This is a genomic window from Nocardia sp. NPDC041819 (assembly GCF_055590505.1).
In genome coordinates, this window is the sequence record NZ_JBVJAP010000007.1 from 235,403 (window position 1) to 249,675 (window position 14,273).

At 63.4% G+C, this 14,273-nt stretch carries 9 protein-coding genes and 3 pseudogenes; 5 read left to right on the plus strand and 7 right to left on the minus strand.

Features of this window, described 5'->3' with window-relative positions; translation table 11 throughout:
* Window positions 1-7: 7 nt before the first annotated feature.
* The gene (locus tag ACZ6DL_RS21585) at window positions 8-5,284 is read left to right on the plus strand and encodes a DEAD/DEAH box helicase (RefSeq protein WP_466053549.1); all 5,277 of its coding nucleotides are present in this window, start codon (window positions 8-10) and stop codon (window positions 5,282-5,284) included.
* Between the two features lie 602 nt (window positions 5,285-5,886).
* On the opposite strand, the gene ACZ6DL_RS21590 is transcribed toward ACZ6DL_RS21585, so the two are convergent.
* From ACZ6DL_RS21590 to ACZ6DL_RS21615, 6 genes and pseudogenes are all read right to left on the minus strand, one after another.
* The gene (locus tag ACZ6DL_RS21590) at window positions 5,887-6,138 is read right to left on the minus strand and encodes a transposase (protein ID WP_466053790.1); all 252 of its coding nucleotides are present in this window, start codon (window positions 6,136-6,138) and stop codon (window positions 5,887-5,889) included.
* Window positions 6,107-7,322: pseudogene (locus ACZ6DL_RS21595) on the minus strand (IS110 family RNA-guided transposase). Before ACZ6DL_RS21595 ends, ACZ6DL_RS21590 begins: the two are co-directional and overlap by 32 nt.
* Before the next feature lie 325 nt (window positions 7,323-7,647).
* Window positions 7,648-8,205 carry a hypothetical protein gene (locus ACZ6DL_RS21600; protein WP_466053551.1) on the minus strand — a complete coding sequence of 186 codons (558 nt, stop codon included), beginning with the start codon at window positions 8,203-8,205 and terminating at the stop codon, window positions 7,648-7,650.
* 110 nt (window positions 8,206-8,315) lie between these two features.
* Window positions 8,316-8,981 carry a hypothetical protein gene (locus tag ACZ6DL_RS21605; RefSeq protein ID WP_466053553.1) on the minus strand — a complete coding sequence of 222 codons (666 nt, stop codon included), beginning with the start codon at window positions 8,979-8,981 and terminating at the stop codon, window positions 8,316-8,318.
* 383 nt (window positions 8,982-9,364) lie between these two features.
* Complete coding sequence (locus ACZ6DL_RS21610) at window positions 9,365-9,583, minus strand: hypothetical protein (protein ID WP_466053555.1); 219 nt, start codon at window positions 9,581-9,583, stop codon at window positions 9,365-9,367.
* 421 nt (window positions 9,584-10,004) lie between these two features.
* Window positions 10,005-10,433 (minus strand): hypothetical protein, encoded by a 429-nt coding sequence (locus ACZ6DL_RS21615; protein ID WP_466053557.1) that lies wholly within the window; start codon window positions 10,431-10,433, stop codon window positions 10,005-10,007.
* A 778-nt stretch (window positions 10,434-11,211) separates the two neighbouring features.
* On the opposite strand from ACZ6DL_RS21615, the gene ACZ6DL_RS21620 reads away from it, so the two are divergent.
* The 3 genes and pseudogenes from ACZ6DL_RS21620 to ACZ6DL_RS21630 form a co-directional block, all read left to right on the plus strand.
* Complete coding sequence (locus tag ACZ6DL_RS21620; RefSeq protein ID WP_466053559.1) at window positions 11,212-11,514, plus strand: helix-turn-helix domain-containing protein; 303 nt, start codon at window positions 11,212-11,214, stop codon at window positions 11,512-11,514.
* 179 nt (window positions 11,515-11,693) lie between these two features.
* Window positions 11,694-11,840, plus strand: coding sequence for a hypothetical protein (locus tag ACZ6DL_RS21625; protein ID WP_466053561.1), 147 nt, complete (start codon window positions 11,694-11,696; stop codon window positions 11,838-11,840).
* A 29-nt stretch (window positions 11,841-11,869) separates the two neighbouring features.
* Window positions 11,870-11,953: pseudogene (locus ACZ6DL_RS21630) on the plus strand (single-stranded DNA-binding protein); the annotation flags it as partial.
* Between the two features lie 362 nt (window positions 11,954-12,315).
* Here ACZ6DL_RS21630 and ACZ6DL_RS21635 read toward each other — a convergent pair.
* Window positions 12,316-12,896: pseudogene (locus tag ACZ6DL_RS21635) on the minus strand (8-oxoguanine DNA glycosylase OGG fold protein).
* Between the two features lie 200 nt (window positions 12,897-13,096).
* Between ACZ6DL_RS21635 and ACZ6DL_RS21640 the strand changes: the two are divergent.
* Window positions 13,097-14,059, plus strand: a complete 963-nt coding sequence (locus tag ACZ6DL_RS21640; protein ID WP_466053563.1) for a phosphatidylserine/phosphatidylglycerophosphate/cardiolipin synthase family protein — start codon at window positions 13,097-13,099, stop codon at window positions 14,057-14,059.
* Window positions 14,060-14,273: the final 214 nt, after the last annotated feature.

Sequence of the window (14,273 nt, forward strand, 5' to 3'; positions counted from 1 at the left end):
AGCATTCTTGAGGCAGATCACTCCGCCGACACTCGCCCAAGGGCTCAGGGACGCATACCTGCGCTACTTCGACACGGCCTTCTGGTTGAACGACGAAACCATCATGGCGGAACGGCGCATGCTGCTGGAACGTCCAGGCGCCCTCATCGGCAAGGTCATGATCGAGCCGGTCGTCCCCTACCCCAACACGGCGCTGTTGTCCGACGTCGCAGCGCAGTCCGACATCCCTGCCTCTATCGCCGCCCGGATCGCCGCTGCGCTCTTCCCAGGAAGCGACCCCCATGCCTTGTCGCTGCGCGAACATCAGGCTCAATCCATCCTGCATCACTTCCTGCCAGGAGCCTCCCCCGGACGAAACGTCATAGTCACCTCGGGCACGGGTTCGGGCAAGACCGAATCCTTTCTCCTGCCGCTGCTGCTCCGCCTGGCTCAAGAAGCATCGACATGGCCCGTGCAAGATTCGACTACGCCCTGGTGGCAATCCGCGCCTCCTCGCTGGAGTCCCATCCGAGAACGCGAGACGCGCCTCCCGGCCGTCCGCAGCCTGATCCTCTACCCCACGAACGCTCTCGTCGAAGATCAGATGACCAGGCTTCGCCGCGCCGTCCGGCTACTTCGCGAGGCTGACCAGCTCCATCCCATCTGGTTTGGCCGATACACAGGCAACACCATCGGTGGCAAATCGTCAACGAAGCGTGACAAGGAAGTAGCCGACCAACTCCAGGCCTACGCACGCGAATACGACGACCTCGTCGAAGCCAAGAACAACGGCCGATCCGACGTCGACCTGAGCCAGTTCGCGGATCCCCGATCAGGCGAAATGCTCACTCGCTGGGACATGATCAGCCACGCGCCCGACATTCTGGTCACAAACTACTCGATGCTCAACACAATGATGATGCGGCACACCGAAGAAACGATCTTCGAGCAAACCGCACACTGGCTCGAGAGCAGCGCAGACAACGTGTTCACCCTCGTCGTCGACGAGCTGCACCTCCACCGCGGCACGCCAGGCAGCGAAGTCGCGATGATTCTGCGGGCGCTGCTTCGACGTCTCAATCTTGCGCCCGACAGCCCTCAACTCCGTGTCATCGCCACATCGGCCTCGCTCACCGACACCGAAGACGGGCGTCACTATCTGGAGCAATTCTTCGGACTCGCTACAGACACCTTCACGATTCAACCAGGCAAGCAGATTCCGTTGTCGCCGCCGGGAAAACTCGATCCAGCACGGGTTCAGACTGGCGAGATAGACCCAGCAGCATTGACGCATGCGATCGCCGCGGCATGCGTCTCCAACGAACAACGTCTTCGCGCAACGGCATTGGATGACATCGCGGATCGTTTGTTTCCCGAGCGCGACGATTCGGACTCGCTGATGGACACCGTCTTCGATCAGCTGGTCGAGACGGACTTCGCGACGTCCGAGTTGACGCCCATCCCTGTCCGAGCTCACGTCTTCGTCCGCGTCCCTCACGGCATGTGGGCGTGTAGCGACCCCGACTGCACAGGCGTAGCCGACCCGTCTCCCGCGCGACGCATCGGCCGCTTGTACACGACCCCGACCAGCGCATGCAGCGATTGCGGGGCGCGCGTACTGGAATTGCTCTACTGCTACGAGTGCGGCGATCTGAGCCTTGGCGGCTACCTCGTCGATGATTCCCAAGACGACCGCTCGATGGAGGTCTTGCTCTCACCCACCCCCGTGACAGAGAGCCAGAGCGCCAAGCCTGTCTTCCTGCGCTCGACCCACGAGTTCCTGTGGTATCGGCCGGGCATTCCAGCAGATGTTCCGACTTCATGGACGAAAGAAGGAGTCAAGCTCGACTTCGCTCGGGTGGCATGGGAACCGAGACTGGGACTCGTCTCTCGAAGCGGCGCAGAGCCAACGGGGTTGAGTCTGACGTCAGCGGGAGCGGGCCCGGACGACCGGATCCCGGCCCTGCCCGACCGGTGTCCCGCATGCGGTTATGCACCCAATTTCTCGAAGAAGCAGGGCGCTTTTCGAGCAGGCCAGGTGTCGTCTGTGATCCGAGCTCACACGTCTGGCACAGCGGCCGCAACCCAGTTGTACCTGTCGCACCTGGTGCGCTCACTGGCCTACGGCCAAGAAGACAACGCTGCATCGGAAGCAAAAACGATTGTGTTCACCGACAGTCGCGACGACGCAGCGCGCACGGCTGCCGGAGTGGCGCGCAATCACCACCGCGACCTGGTACGCCAAGTGCTCAGACGCGAACTGGCAGCAGGAACGCACCCTGTAGCTGCATTGGATGCCTTCCTCGCGGATCCCGAAAGACTTCAGTCCGAACCCGAGATCGCGGCTGGATCCTTTGCACGCTTGAAACAACGGACCGGCATGCCCCTCACCGAAGCTGAGGAAACCGCGCTGGCCAACGCGCTGCGCAAACTCGAAGCGCGCACCACCGTGGGTTTCCTGGAGATGTGCGACCGCATCACCGACTACTTCGTATCCATCGGAGTGAACCCCGGGGGCACGGACCCCGCCAATCAGCACCTCGAAGATTCATCGGACGGCACGACGCCGTGGTATCGAGCATTCAGGCCGCCGGAGAAGGGACTGTGGGAAGAACCGCCGCTCACCCAAGGCCAGGACAAGCTGAAGTCGGTGCTGCGCTCCTCGGTCGTCGAGGCCGCCTTCGATCGCGCGCGTCGCGATCTCGAGTCAGTAGGCATCGCCCGCGTGCACATCGACGGCTGGAAGCCGAAGCCCGGCCCGCTGAAAGCCGAGGAGCAGGACCAACTGCTCGGCGCAGTCCTCCGCATCCTCGGATTGTGGGGCCGCACAGAGGGAAGCAGGCGCGCAGGAGTGACCTCCTCCGCCGACACCCCGGCGCCAGTCCGCAAGTATCTTGCCGCCGTCGCGAGAGCGCGCGCAGTCGATCTTCAGCAACTCAACAATCAGCTCCTCGAGCTGACGAACGACGACGCCGTCGCGCGGGCGCTCAGCGGCTGGCTCCTGAGGACGACCGCAGCAGACTCGACCCTCGTCTTCCAGCCCGCCGGCGACCGCGTGTGGCGCTGCTCTCGATGCAATTTCGCCCACCTGCATCCCAACGCAGGAGTCTGCGCGAACCGTCAATGCTTCGGCAGCGATCTACGAGAGGCCCCGCTATCGACAGACGACGACTACTACGCCTGGCTGGCGCATGAAGATCCGCGCCGTATGAACATCGCCGAGCTCACAGGCCAGACAAAACCGTTGTCGGTGCAAAGAGACCGACAGCGTTGGTTTAAAGGCGCATTCACCCGTCGCGAGAACGCCCTGACCCGCGAACTCGACGTACTGTCGGTCACCACGACGATGGAAGTGGGCGTCGACATCGGATCTCTGCGGTCCACGCTCATGGCGAACATGCCGCCTCAGCGGTTCAACTATCAGCAACGCGTGGGCCGCGCTGGCCGAGCGCGGCAGGCTCTGAGCTTCGCAGTGACGATCTGCCGCGACCGCACGCACGACGAATACTACTTCAACCGTCCAGAGCGCATCACAGGAGACGTCCCACCGCAGCCTTTCCTCGACCTGGGAAGACGCCGCATAGTCCAGCGGGTTGCCGCGAGCGTGTGCCTCTACGAGGCGTTCGCCGCACAGAAGCACCCTCCCGCATGGACGCAGAGCAGCAATCACGGGACATTCGGCCAGATACACGAGTGGCCCGCCCACCGCGACGGCGTCGCCGCATGGCTGGCGAATTCCGTCCATGTCGATGCGATCATCGACCGCCTCACCGCGCACACCCTGATAAACAGCGATGACATCGAAGCGATCAAAAAGTACATCAGATCTGAATTGATCTCCGAAATAGACATGGTGACAGTCGAAGAACAGAATTCGACCGACACCGAGCTCAGCGCAGCGCTAGCCCGATACGGCCACGTGCCGATGTTCGGATTCCCGACCCGAGTGAGAAACCTTTGGAGACGCCGCATAACGAGCCGCGAGGAGTTGGAGCGCTTCGCAGTCAGCGATCGAGCGCTGGAACAAGCGGTTCGCAGCTTCGCGCCCACCGCTGAAATCGTCAAAGATGGGCTGGTTCATACGGCCAACGGCTTCGCTGCGTATGCACTTAAGGGCAACACAGCCGTAGCCGTCGACGATCCCCTTGGTCCGCCTAGGACCGTCGCACTGTGCAGGACATGTGGACAAACAGCGCTGACCACCGCACCAAAATGTACGGCGTGCGACGAGGCTGCCGAGCAGATCAGTCTGTTCGAGCCGAGAGGATTTCGCACCGACTATCACGAAAGACCTTATGATGACGACCAGGAGGCTTTGAGCGTCGCCTCGCCCCCAGCCCTGATACCAGGAAAAACGCCGACAAGCAGCGAGGAGCACGAACGATTCAAAGTGGACCTCTTCGCCCACAGTCAACTTGTCACGATCAACGATAACTTCGGCCGCGGATACTCTTTCCGAGGCCAAGTCGACAAGAGCGTAATCGCCGAAACTCCCAGCGCCGCCGGAACAGAAAAGACTGCCATAGGCGAGGTGCGAGTCACCGACGCGTTGCTCATCACCCCCGTTGGCCTCGACATCGGCACAGGCTCCATCGCCCTCTACGAACTTCAGTCCGGCAAATCGATCTACAACTCCTTCGCAGAAGTACTCCGAAGAGCTGCTCAAGTACTTCTCGACCTCGATCCCACCGAACTGACTTCGGGCCTCGTGCCCAAGAAGCTCCCTATCCTCGGGCAATTCCGACACTCCGACGAGCAGGTCGGCGCAGGCGTCTTCCTCGCCGACACCGCTGAGAACGGAGCAGGGTATGCCGTAGAGCTCGGCCAAGACTCTGTCTTGCCTGCGCTGCTGAAGAACGCGCTAGAAGAATTCCGAGAGGCCTGGGAAGACCCGGCCCACAGCCGGACTTGCGATACCTCATGCCCGGATTGCCTTCGCTCCTACGACAATGCCCGTCGGCACCCGCTGCTCGACTGGCGGCTTGCGCTCGACCTGCTCGAACTCATCACCGCACAGCCGTTGACCTTGTCACGATCGCTTCCCAGCGAGGGAAAGTGGATCGAAGCAGCGGCAGCTGCGCTCGAAGGCTCATCCGCCGCTGTCATCGAAGAGATCCCCGCCGTGACAAGGAACGACAAATGCGTGCTTCTCATCCACCCGATGTGGCGCACCGACGACAACTACTTCACTACTGAGCAAACGCGTGCCGTGCAGGCCGCGCAGGAGGACTTCCAACAAGTTCGGATGGCCGATATCCGAGCGTTTCGTCGAAACCCTGTATCGATATTCGAGGACCTGAGGTAATCGTTTACTTGCGAGGGTCGATCAGTGCTCCGGCTTTCACTGCGACCAAACCGCCGGGGCTCCGCGCTCGCTTGCTGTGCGCTTGCCCCGACGGCCGTCAGGCAGGTGGAAGACGTCTGTCGCTGCTTTGCCCTGGCAGCATGTGCCGAGCTCAGCGGCTGGCGGGGTTCGTGCGGCTGCGGCGCAAACTTCGCCGCAGTACCGCCTCGACCGATCACCTTATATGCGCGCTGCTTCCACCGGTCGGGGTGTTGGCGCTAAGCGAGTGTTGGCCAGAGTTGCCAATCGAAATGGGCCAGATGGCTTGAGGTGGAACCTTAACAGGTTCGGCGGTGTAGTGGGACGATCGTGGTGTCGGTCGGGACGCTCGGTCGAGCGGCTTCCGGCGTTGTCAGCAGTGCGACGATGGTGATGGACTCGCCGCAGTGCGGGCAGGCGCGTGTGGCCCCGTCGCCGGGCAGCGGTCGCGGGTAGACACCGACATGCCGAAACAGTCCTTCAGCATGTCCACAACGCGGCGGCGGGCGGCCGGGCTCACTATTTCCTCTTGGCGATCTTCCGCAGCGCGTCCTTCTCCAGCTCGGCATCGACCAACAGCCGCTTCAACCGCGCGTTCTGCTCCGCAGCTCCTTGAGCTCTTTCGCGGCGTCGGTGTCCATCCCGCCGTACTGGCGGCGCCAGTTGTACAGCGTGGCCGAAGAGAACTCCAGCTCGGCGGTGATCTCCTCACCCAAGCGGCCCTCCGCGGCCAGCTCGTCGGCACGGCGCAGCTTCCGCACGATCTCCTCCGCGGAATGCCGCTTGCGACTCTCAATGATCTTGTCAAGCCGCAGCAGCGACGGGATTCGGTGAATCGAGCACGAATTCTCGTCCGTCGCGTAGCAATGCCCACAGCACGTCGACCAGGCGGCGGGCCAGCGCCATCAGTGCTTGGGGGTGGATCCGTCGTTCGGCGCGCTTTCGGTCGTAGAACTGCCGTGACGGGCCGTTTTCCACGCGCAGGCTTGATAACGCTGCGAGGTAGAACACGCGGCGCATGCGGCGGTTGTAACGCGTCGGGCGCCGCAGATTCCCGCTGACGCGACCGGAGTCACGCGGTACCGGGACCAGACCGGCGTAGCTGGCCAAACGCCCGGCGGAGCCGAATGTTGCCAGGCTGCCGCCGGTTTCGACGAGGAAATCGGCACCGAGGCCGGCACCCATTCCGGGCAGGGACTCGATGATCCGCGCCCACGGGTGAGCGCGAAACCGCTTCGCGATCAGCTTGTCGGTGTCCTTGATCTCCCGATCCAGATCGAGCAGCTTACCGGCGATGCGCTTGACCAGCACGGCCGCGTCTGCCTCGCCCGGCACTGCGATATCCTGCACGTTCGCGACGGCCACGGCAGTCGAAGCCAGCTTGGAAACCCTCGAGGGCCGCACGCCATTCTGACTCAAATGGGGTGTGACACCGTCAATTCCGGCGGCCATGATCTTCGGACGGGGTGCACAACGCCGACACCAGAATCAGCGGGCCGCGGTTGGAATAGTCGAACGCAGCCTCAAGCACCGGAAAGATCGATCCCAACACCGCACGCAGACGGTTGACCCCTGCGACCCAATCCGACATCAGATCTGACCGATATCGCGTCAGCTGGGTCAGCCCGGCCACAAGCTCTTCGGGCATCGCGACCTCGGCCAAATCCCTACGCATGCGGGCGGTCTCGGCGATCCCCCGTGCATCCCTGGCATCGGTCTTTCCCTCGCCGCGGAACCCGCGACTCATGGCGTTCACGACGCTACCCGGCACATAAACAACTGCCTGACCAGCGTTCAGCAACACGGTGACCAGCATCAATGACAACGGGCCGGTCAAGTCGACCGCCCACCGCACGCTTCGTGCGGCGCTACCCGAACGGGCAACCAACTGTTCGATCGCGCGTTGGTCGTTGCCGAATCTCTGACTGAACACCACCTCACCAGCGGCGTCGACCGCACACGCATGATGCGATCGCTTGCCGACATCGATCCCGACCCAGATCTCCGGGCGCTCGGCCACTCATCCACTCCCGTCGTCGCAATCCACGCCCATGGACACCCCGCCGACAGGTCCCTAAACAGCGATGATCCGCAACAGCTCTCAATCAGCGGCCGGAGAGTCCAGGGCGGCAGGGCGGCAAGTCGCAAGAAGCCACAACGACAACATCCAGCACATCAGCCACACCCCACCGGCCCAGGCATCCGAAGACCGGCTCCGGACCCCTATCAACTTAGGGTCCTGCCATGTCCCGCAGTGTCCCTTCCGACCCCCACCAGGGCCAACAGGACTCTAAACCAGGTGGTCTCATTCACCGGGACACGCCAGGTGGGCTGTCCGGATACCTTCACTCCTGGACAGATCTATATCCGGGAGGCAGCCATGCGCCTTCGCTAACTGGAAGTGCGCCGCTCTCGATACCCAGGTCAGCTCGTGCGGATGCGTAAAACTCATCTCTCAAGCGTCCGATGGACTCGTAGAGCCGCACGTACTCATCGTGCTCGATGGTTGTATCTCCTCGAGCGACGTATCGGAGCGACCAAGCAGCTTTGTGCCAGCTACGGGCGGCTGCAATCGTCTCTGGCGACCCCAGCAGGAGCACGGTCTCCCACTTGGCCGTCCGATCAGCTTCTGCCGTAGCCAGCGCTTGCAGTCCGCCTTCGAGGTCGATCGGCAACGCGGAAGCGGGATAGCCTCGTGTGGCCGCGAGACGGTATGACACCTCCAGAGACTTCTTCAATACATTGGCATAGTCGCTGTAGGCGGTCAGCCGCCTGTCGTCCCAGCGAGTATCAAGACTTCGTCGCCACTTCGTTCGTTCAGTCGAGGCTGTCGCTGTGTACGTCGCGCCCGCGCCAAGTAGCACGCCGGCGAGTGTCAGAAGCTGTTGGACCACTGTGCTCACAGGTCCAATTCTCTCTGCAGCAGAACGCGAATTGGGTTGGACCCCGGACTTCGGGACGTCCGCGGTGTCGTAAATCGATCAATTCGCTGGTTGACAGTGCGGCTGCGACTTCAACTACATCGCGATGTCGCCGAACAGTTCGAGCCGCTCGCTGTCGGTGAGCGCGAGCGGTTGCGCGGGCGCGGCACGGTGCGGCCGAGCAGGGCGCGTACTCGGTCGGGGTCGAGTGCCTGCTGCCCGAGGCGGGCGGCGACGACTGCGGGTAATAAACCTTCGCGCAGCATGCGTTGTTCGGCGGTGGCGCGCAGCGTGCTGGCGAGATGTCGAGGCGGGTGTCTGCGCCGACAGCGCGGATGGCATCGTCGACGGTGCGCACGGCCAGCCGCCGGTGCGGTGCCTGCTCGGTGAGGAACAGCGCGACCTGTTCGGGGCGGCCGCGGAGCAGGCGACGGCCTTCGCCAGCCAGGCGACCAGCGCGGCCCGTGCGCCGCCGCGGCCCGCAGCAGGGCGCGCTGCTCGGAGGGGCCGAGGATGCGTGGGTTGATCGGCTCCACCACCCGAGGCGTGGTCGAAGCGCCGAAATTAAGCCAGGTGTAGAAGACGGTGAGCGCGGTGGAGCTCAGATTGACGGTGCGCCCCACGATCCCGCGTTCCTCGACCGCCGCGCTCAGGTAGGCGTCCACAGCGCGGTCACGCCCGGAGCCGGAGTGCAGAGCGTCGTCGTGGCCGCGGTTGGCCGCCAGCCAGCCCGGGAAGTGTCCGACCCGCTGAAGCACTGCCGAAGACTTTCAGATGCCCCGGTGATGTCGTGGGTGTCCCTCCCGGAGGAAGGATTCACCTGGACTGGTCCGGGCGGGGAACCGACCTGGTTCGAGATGTTCCCGCAGGTCTGCCGCGGGTTCTGCCCGAAGTGCGGTTCCTCGGTCGCGTCCGGGCGATGAAGCCGGCCTGGTGGGCGTCACGATCACGGCATTGGATGATCATGCCGACCTGGCGCCGGTCAAGCAGAGCTTTGCCCACAACGCAGTTCCGTGGATGGCCCCGCTGAAGTGAGGCGCTGTGGGCATACCCCTACTCGCCGCCAGTGCACTCATCATCGCCACAAACCGATGTGCCTCGACCAGCTCAAGCGTCAACAACGTCCTGATAAGCGCAATAACTAGTCACTGCCAGCGTGTCGGTCACTGCCCGCGGTCTTACCTTTCGTCATCATCTGCTGCTGTTCAGCTTCGCGCAGCAGCTGTTCGGCGTTGCCCCTGGTTATCCGCGGCAGAATAGACTCTGGCGCCTCCAGTTCTTCGGAGAAGACCAGACAGTCGAGGAAATCCTGCGGGCTGTTGGCGCTCGCGCCTAGTGCCTGCTCCCACAGATCAGCCATGCGAACGATTATTTCATGCCGAGTCATGTTTGCTCGCGGAATATCCATCCGAACATTATTGCTGGGCGTATCACTCATCTTTTTGACTACCGTCGTGTCTGCCGGCAGTCACCGTCGGCGCGGGACAGAAACGAACAGGCGTTCAGGTTCCCCGCGGGCAGGCCGGCCCGGTGGACTCCGCGAAATACCCGTAAGTGTGTCAGCAAAGCGTGGAACGCTCCCCGCGCCTACACCACCCATCCACAGGCTCATACCGCCATCGCCCGGTCTCCCACTTTGATCTCGACGGTGGACCGCTGGCGGCGTACTGCGCCGCACGATTGTCGGCACCGGCCGGTGGCTTGCGATCGCGCCTGCACTCGGCAGCGATCCGCTCGACCGCTGCAGCGTTCGGGCGACGGCGGTAGAGCCGCCAGCCGGTCTACTGCCCTGCCGGTCTACTGCTGTGGATGGTGGCGAAGACATGAATTCCGTCGCTGTCACCTTGTTCCCAACATAACTCCCCGCTGTCGTAGGCATTCTCGAAGTCTGCGATCACTTCCAGCGGCGTCTGCTCGTTGTCAGCTGCCCATTGCGCTACACACGTCGCGACCTCAGCCCCGTCGCAACTGCGTAGCCGGATGGGAGTGTAGGTCAGCAACTCCAGGCACAACTCGACCGACATGGGTGCCGATTCCGGCTCGGACGTCACCTCCGCCATATCTGCGGCGATTTCAAAAGCACGCAAAGGAAACCGCCACACGGGCACACCCGCCGGCTTGTCGCCCAGTGCTGCCAACCACGCATTGAGATTACGAATGACAGTCCGGTTCAGATCCGCAGCATCAACCGGATCCGCCGGATCACGCATGGCAGCGTTGCGCGATCCTCGGTCCTGCGACCGCGACGGCCACCGAACTTCACCAACCCCGTTACAAAGCCTCATGCGCCACTCCTCCGTTCTCTCTCACTACTGCTGTCGTGCACACCGGACGCTGTTGCGCCTGCCACTGCGAGCTGTAATTGGAGATCCTGTTCAACACGTGCGCCCTGCTCCTCCTAAGCCGTCCGCCGAACCGACTCCGGACCATGATGATCAGCACACGCTGAAGCGTCGACCGCGTAGTCGTTTGAAACCGGCTGCGCACGTTGTAAATCGAGCGCGATCCGCGTCGGCATTGCGAGGAAGCCAGAATCAATGGGCACCGGACCACCCGCCCTGTACCGGGCCGACGCGATAGCTTCGGACGATTGGGGGCGGCCAGCGAGTCGCCTGCCGAGTCGGTGGCCGCCAACTATCCTCTCAACCCCTTCACAGATGCCTTCCGCGGCACCCTTCACGAGCGAAGCCGACAACTGCATCCTTCCGATCCTGTAAACACTCGATCCCCGTGGAAGACGGCGGCCTCCCGCCGCCCCAAACCTCGATGCGCCACAGCATGACACCCTCGCGTGCCTGCGAGTCGCAACCCTGGCGGCGTGTCCCCATCGTTAACATGCTGTTTGTATCGCATGAGATACTTTGGTTCCGGGATGCCTGTCTGGTTCCAAGCGGCTGGTTCGAGGCTGAGTAGGGCATGCCGTGCGATGATGCGGCCATGCCCGTACCAGAAGCCTCGCTGTCTCCGCAGCAGAGGAAGGTGCGCAAGATGAGAAGAGACGCAGTCGGTGCGGCCATACGGCGCGCACGTGAGGCGGCGCAACTGAGTCAGGACGAACTGGCCACCGCGTCAGGCGTCTCGAGACCTGTCATCGCCCGCATCGAACTCGGCAACAGCAGCGTCCAGATCGATCGACTGTGGGATCTGGCAGAAGCACTAGCCACAACCCCGTCGGCACTACTAGCCGACGCTGAACAGCATGTGGCCAACGACAAGAGACCCAACACCTCACAACCCGCCCGGACATCGAAGAGGCGCAACGCGGGTCGCGAGCCCGCTGGCGACCACTGAGCGGCGCTTCACCACAACGAACCGTGGTGAGCGTTAACCAGCGGCAGGAGGTTATTCGACTCGCTTAACCTGATCATCGCCGCGAGCGCGGAGACACGAATCACGCATTCCGGCGGCTGTTCGCGGAGGCCGGACATCTGCCACGACCAGTCTAACGACAGCAGTCGTACCGTTCCGGTTTGAGCGTGATCAGTCAGTTCACCGGGCACCAAAAGGCCGACATCGAGGTCCGCAAGCCGAGCTCCATCCTCGACATCGTCAACCGCGCCTACCTCAGCACATCGACGGCATCGAGCCTGGCCAGCACGCCGGGCGTGAGATGGTGATCGTCAGCGGGGTGACTTAAGCAGCGCCTTCCGTGAGCCCCCGTGGGGGTGAGAAGCGCATGGTCGTTGCACTGGAAGTCGACGAAATCGGTCCGTCCCTGCGTTACGCCACCGTCTCCGGCGTGTCCAGGAAAACTTCGGATCTACCTGCCGACCACCCTGAAACCCCAACATGCTTCTGCACGTCGAACCTCCGAGCCCGACACCCCAGCCGATGCACTGGAAGCGAGCGCGGCTGCAGCCGTCCTACTGGATCACTTGGGCCATCACGACAACAGCACTGTCGGCCCCACGGCCATGCTCGCCCTGTCCGGCCGCACACGGCGCGACGCGATCGGCCACACCGTGACCGCACTGGTCATCAGCGCAGCGCCGGCCTGCGGTTGGATGATGCTCGACGTCTCCCCGGTGCCCTACCGACCTAGGACATCCGAGTGCGGCGTACTCGCGCCCGCACCGAAGGCAGACCGGCTGTTCAGATCGCCGAGCCGGCGGTGTCGAACAACCACCGCTTATCTATCGATGCCCGCGCAACCACATTCGTCTCGCCACCTGTGTAACAAACGCAGATACCGGCCGTAGACCTCGGACTCCATCCGCTGCTGCCCAGCCCTGCCCAGCCCGCTGCTCGCAACGCGGCGGCTACGCGGTCATCGATGATGCAACAGGGGTGACCGGTACGGCCACCACCGGTGAAATAGAGGAACTTGGTGAAGAACGCAGGCCTTAGCCACCGCACCGCATTTCGGTATGGCGAGTGCCGCAGCAGGGTGTAGGCCGGGACCGGGCCCCTGCGGCCCACGGTGCCGCCTCGACCAACAGCGCACTGTAGGTGTCGCGATTGGCCGCCATCGCCGCGATACGCCGCCGGTTGTTGCGGGCTCTGCGACCCACACCCCACACCAGAGTGTTCCACAGTAACGCCAGCGCCCCATCGGCCGTCGCGCCCGCGGCATCGGCCAACGCGGACAATTGCCCCCGGCTCACGCCCGTGTCCACCACCGGATTGTCGAACCCATGCGCGGCCAAATTGTGCGCCCACCAATCGGGGGCCATATCGATGCGGTCGTCGACGATCACCGTATCGGGGCCGGTACCGGGAAACCACCGTTTCAATCCGGCATGCACGTCGAGCAACACCTCGGAGGTCACAACTCGAACATGCCATCCCCCATCGTCCCCGCACGGGATATGGGCGGCCGCCCGGACTCTCCGGGCGGCGGGCGTACCGGGACTGGCGATGCCATGATCGGGGCATGGGTACCGAGTTCGTGGGAACGACACCGTGGAAACGCATCAGCGCCGCCATCGCCACCACCGGCCCCCGCGCCGCAGCGATCGCCTATCTCGGCATCGACAGCCCTCGGCTGCTGCGGGGATTGCGACGTGGAGATCTATTGGTCGTCAACGCAACCAAGGAAGCAGTCGCCTCACACGCCACCTCACCGGCAGCCATCGCCGCGCTAATCGCTCGCGGCGTCACCGTGAAAACTTCGGCGCGCCTGCACGCCAAAGTCGCCGCTACCGCCGATCACGCGGTCATCGGATCAGCCAACGCCTCAGCACATTCGCAAGCCAGCGACGAAGCGGTCGTGATCACCGACGTGAAATCGCTCGTGCGCGATACCCGCAACTACATCGACGCCATCGCCGCAGACGCCACACCGATCACCGAGGAATACCTACAGCACCTGCAGCACGTGTGGGACCAAGCGCCACATGCCACCCCGGTCCCCGGGGTCAACGCCGTCTCCACCGAAACCGGGTTGCTTCCCCGTCGCATCGCCGCCGTGAGACTCGTTCCCACCGCATACGACGACCTCACAACCAGCGAACGAGCCGCGATCGCGGACACAGTCGAGCACACACCAGAATTTCCAGTCGAGGCTCTCCAACTCGACGACGGCGACAACGGATACCCGATCGACACGGTCCTGCTGCGATGCGACCCCACCGGTCAGGCCATCCTGCGGCCAGCGGTCACCTGCTCACCGGCACTATCGCCCATACCGACCCGCGGCACCGGCGCCTACCAGCTCATCAGGGAACAACGCAGCCACCGCAGCCGCAAAGTAGCCACAATCCGCGCTCACCTGTCCGCGAGCCAGTTACGCAGCTTCGACGGCGCACTCGCCAACGAGACCGACTCCACCCTGCCACCGGCCCTGAGCGAAACCCTGCTCGCGTTGTGGAAGCTCCACCCACCCGCCAATCAGTGACCGGCCCGCCCCGTCGTGGGGACAAGCGGTGCCGCAGCCCGCGCCGAACAAGCCGACTCCCAGGAAGCCCCTTGCAGTATTCTCGCCGACCCGACACGTTCACTGACACTCGGTGGGAAAACACTGACAGCCCGGGAAACGTGAGATCAAACGACTGAACTCCAATGGGGACTCTCATCGTGGACGGCGTTAGCGGGGTCGAGGATGACCGGTT

Bases quoted from the DNA above. Each gene is read 5' to 3' on its own strand.
- ACZ6DL_RS21610 (WP_466053555.1), bottom strand. From the start codon at position 9,583: ATGGCTGATCTGTGGGAGCAGGCACTAGGCGCGAGCGCCAACAGCCCG.
- ACZ6DL_RS21615 (WP_466053557.1), bottom strand. From the start codon at position 10,433: ATGCGTGATCCGGCGGATCCGGTTGATGCTGCGGATCTGAACCGGACT.
- ACZ6DL_RS21620 (WP_466053559.1), top strand. From the start codon at position 11,212: ATGAGAAGAGACGCAGTCGGTGCGGCCATACGGCGCGCACGTGAGGCG.
- ACZ6DL_RS21640 (WP_466053563.1), top strand. From the start codon at position 13,097: ATGGGTACCGAGTTCGTGGGAACGACACCGTGGAAACGCATCAGCGCC.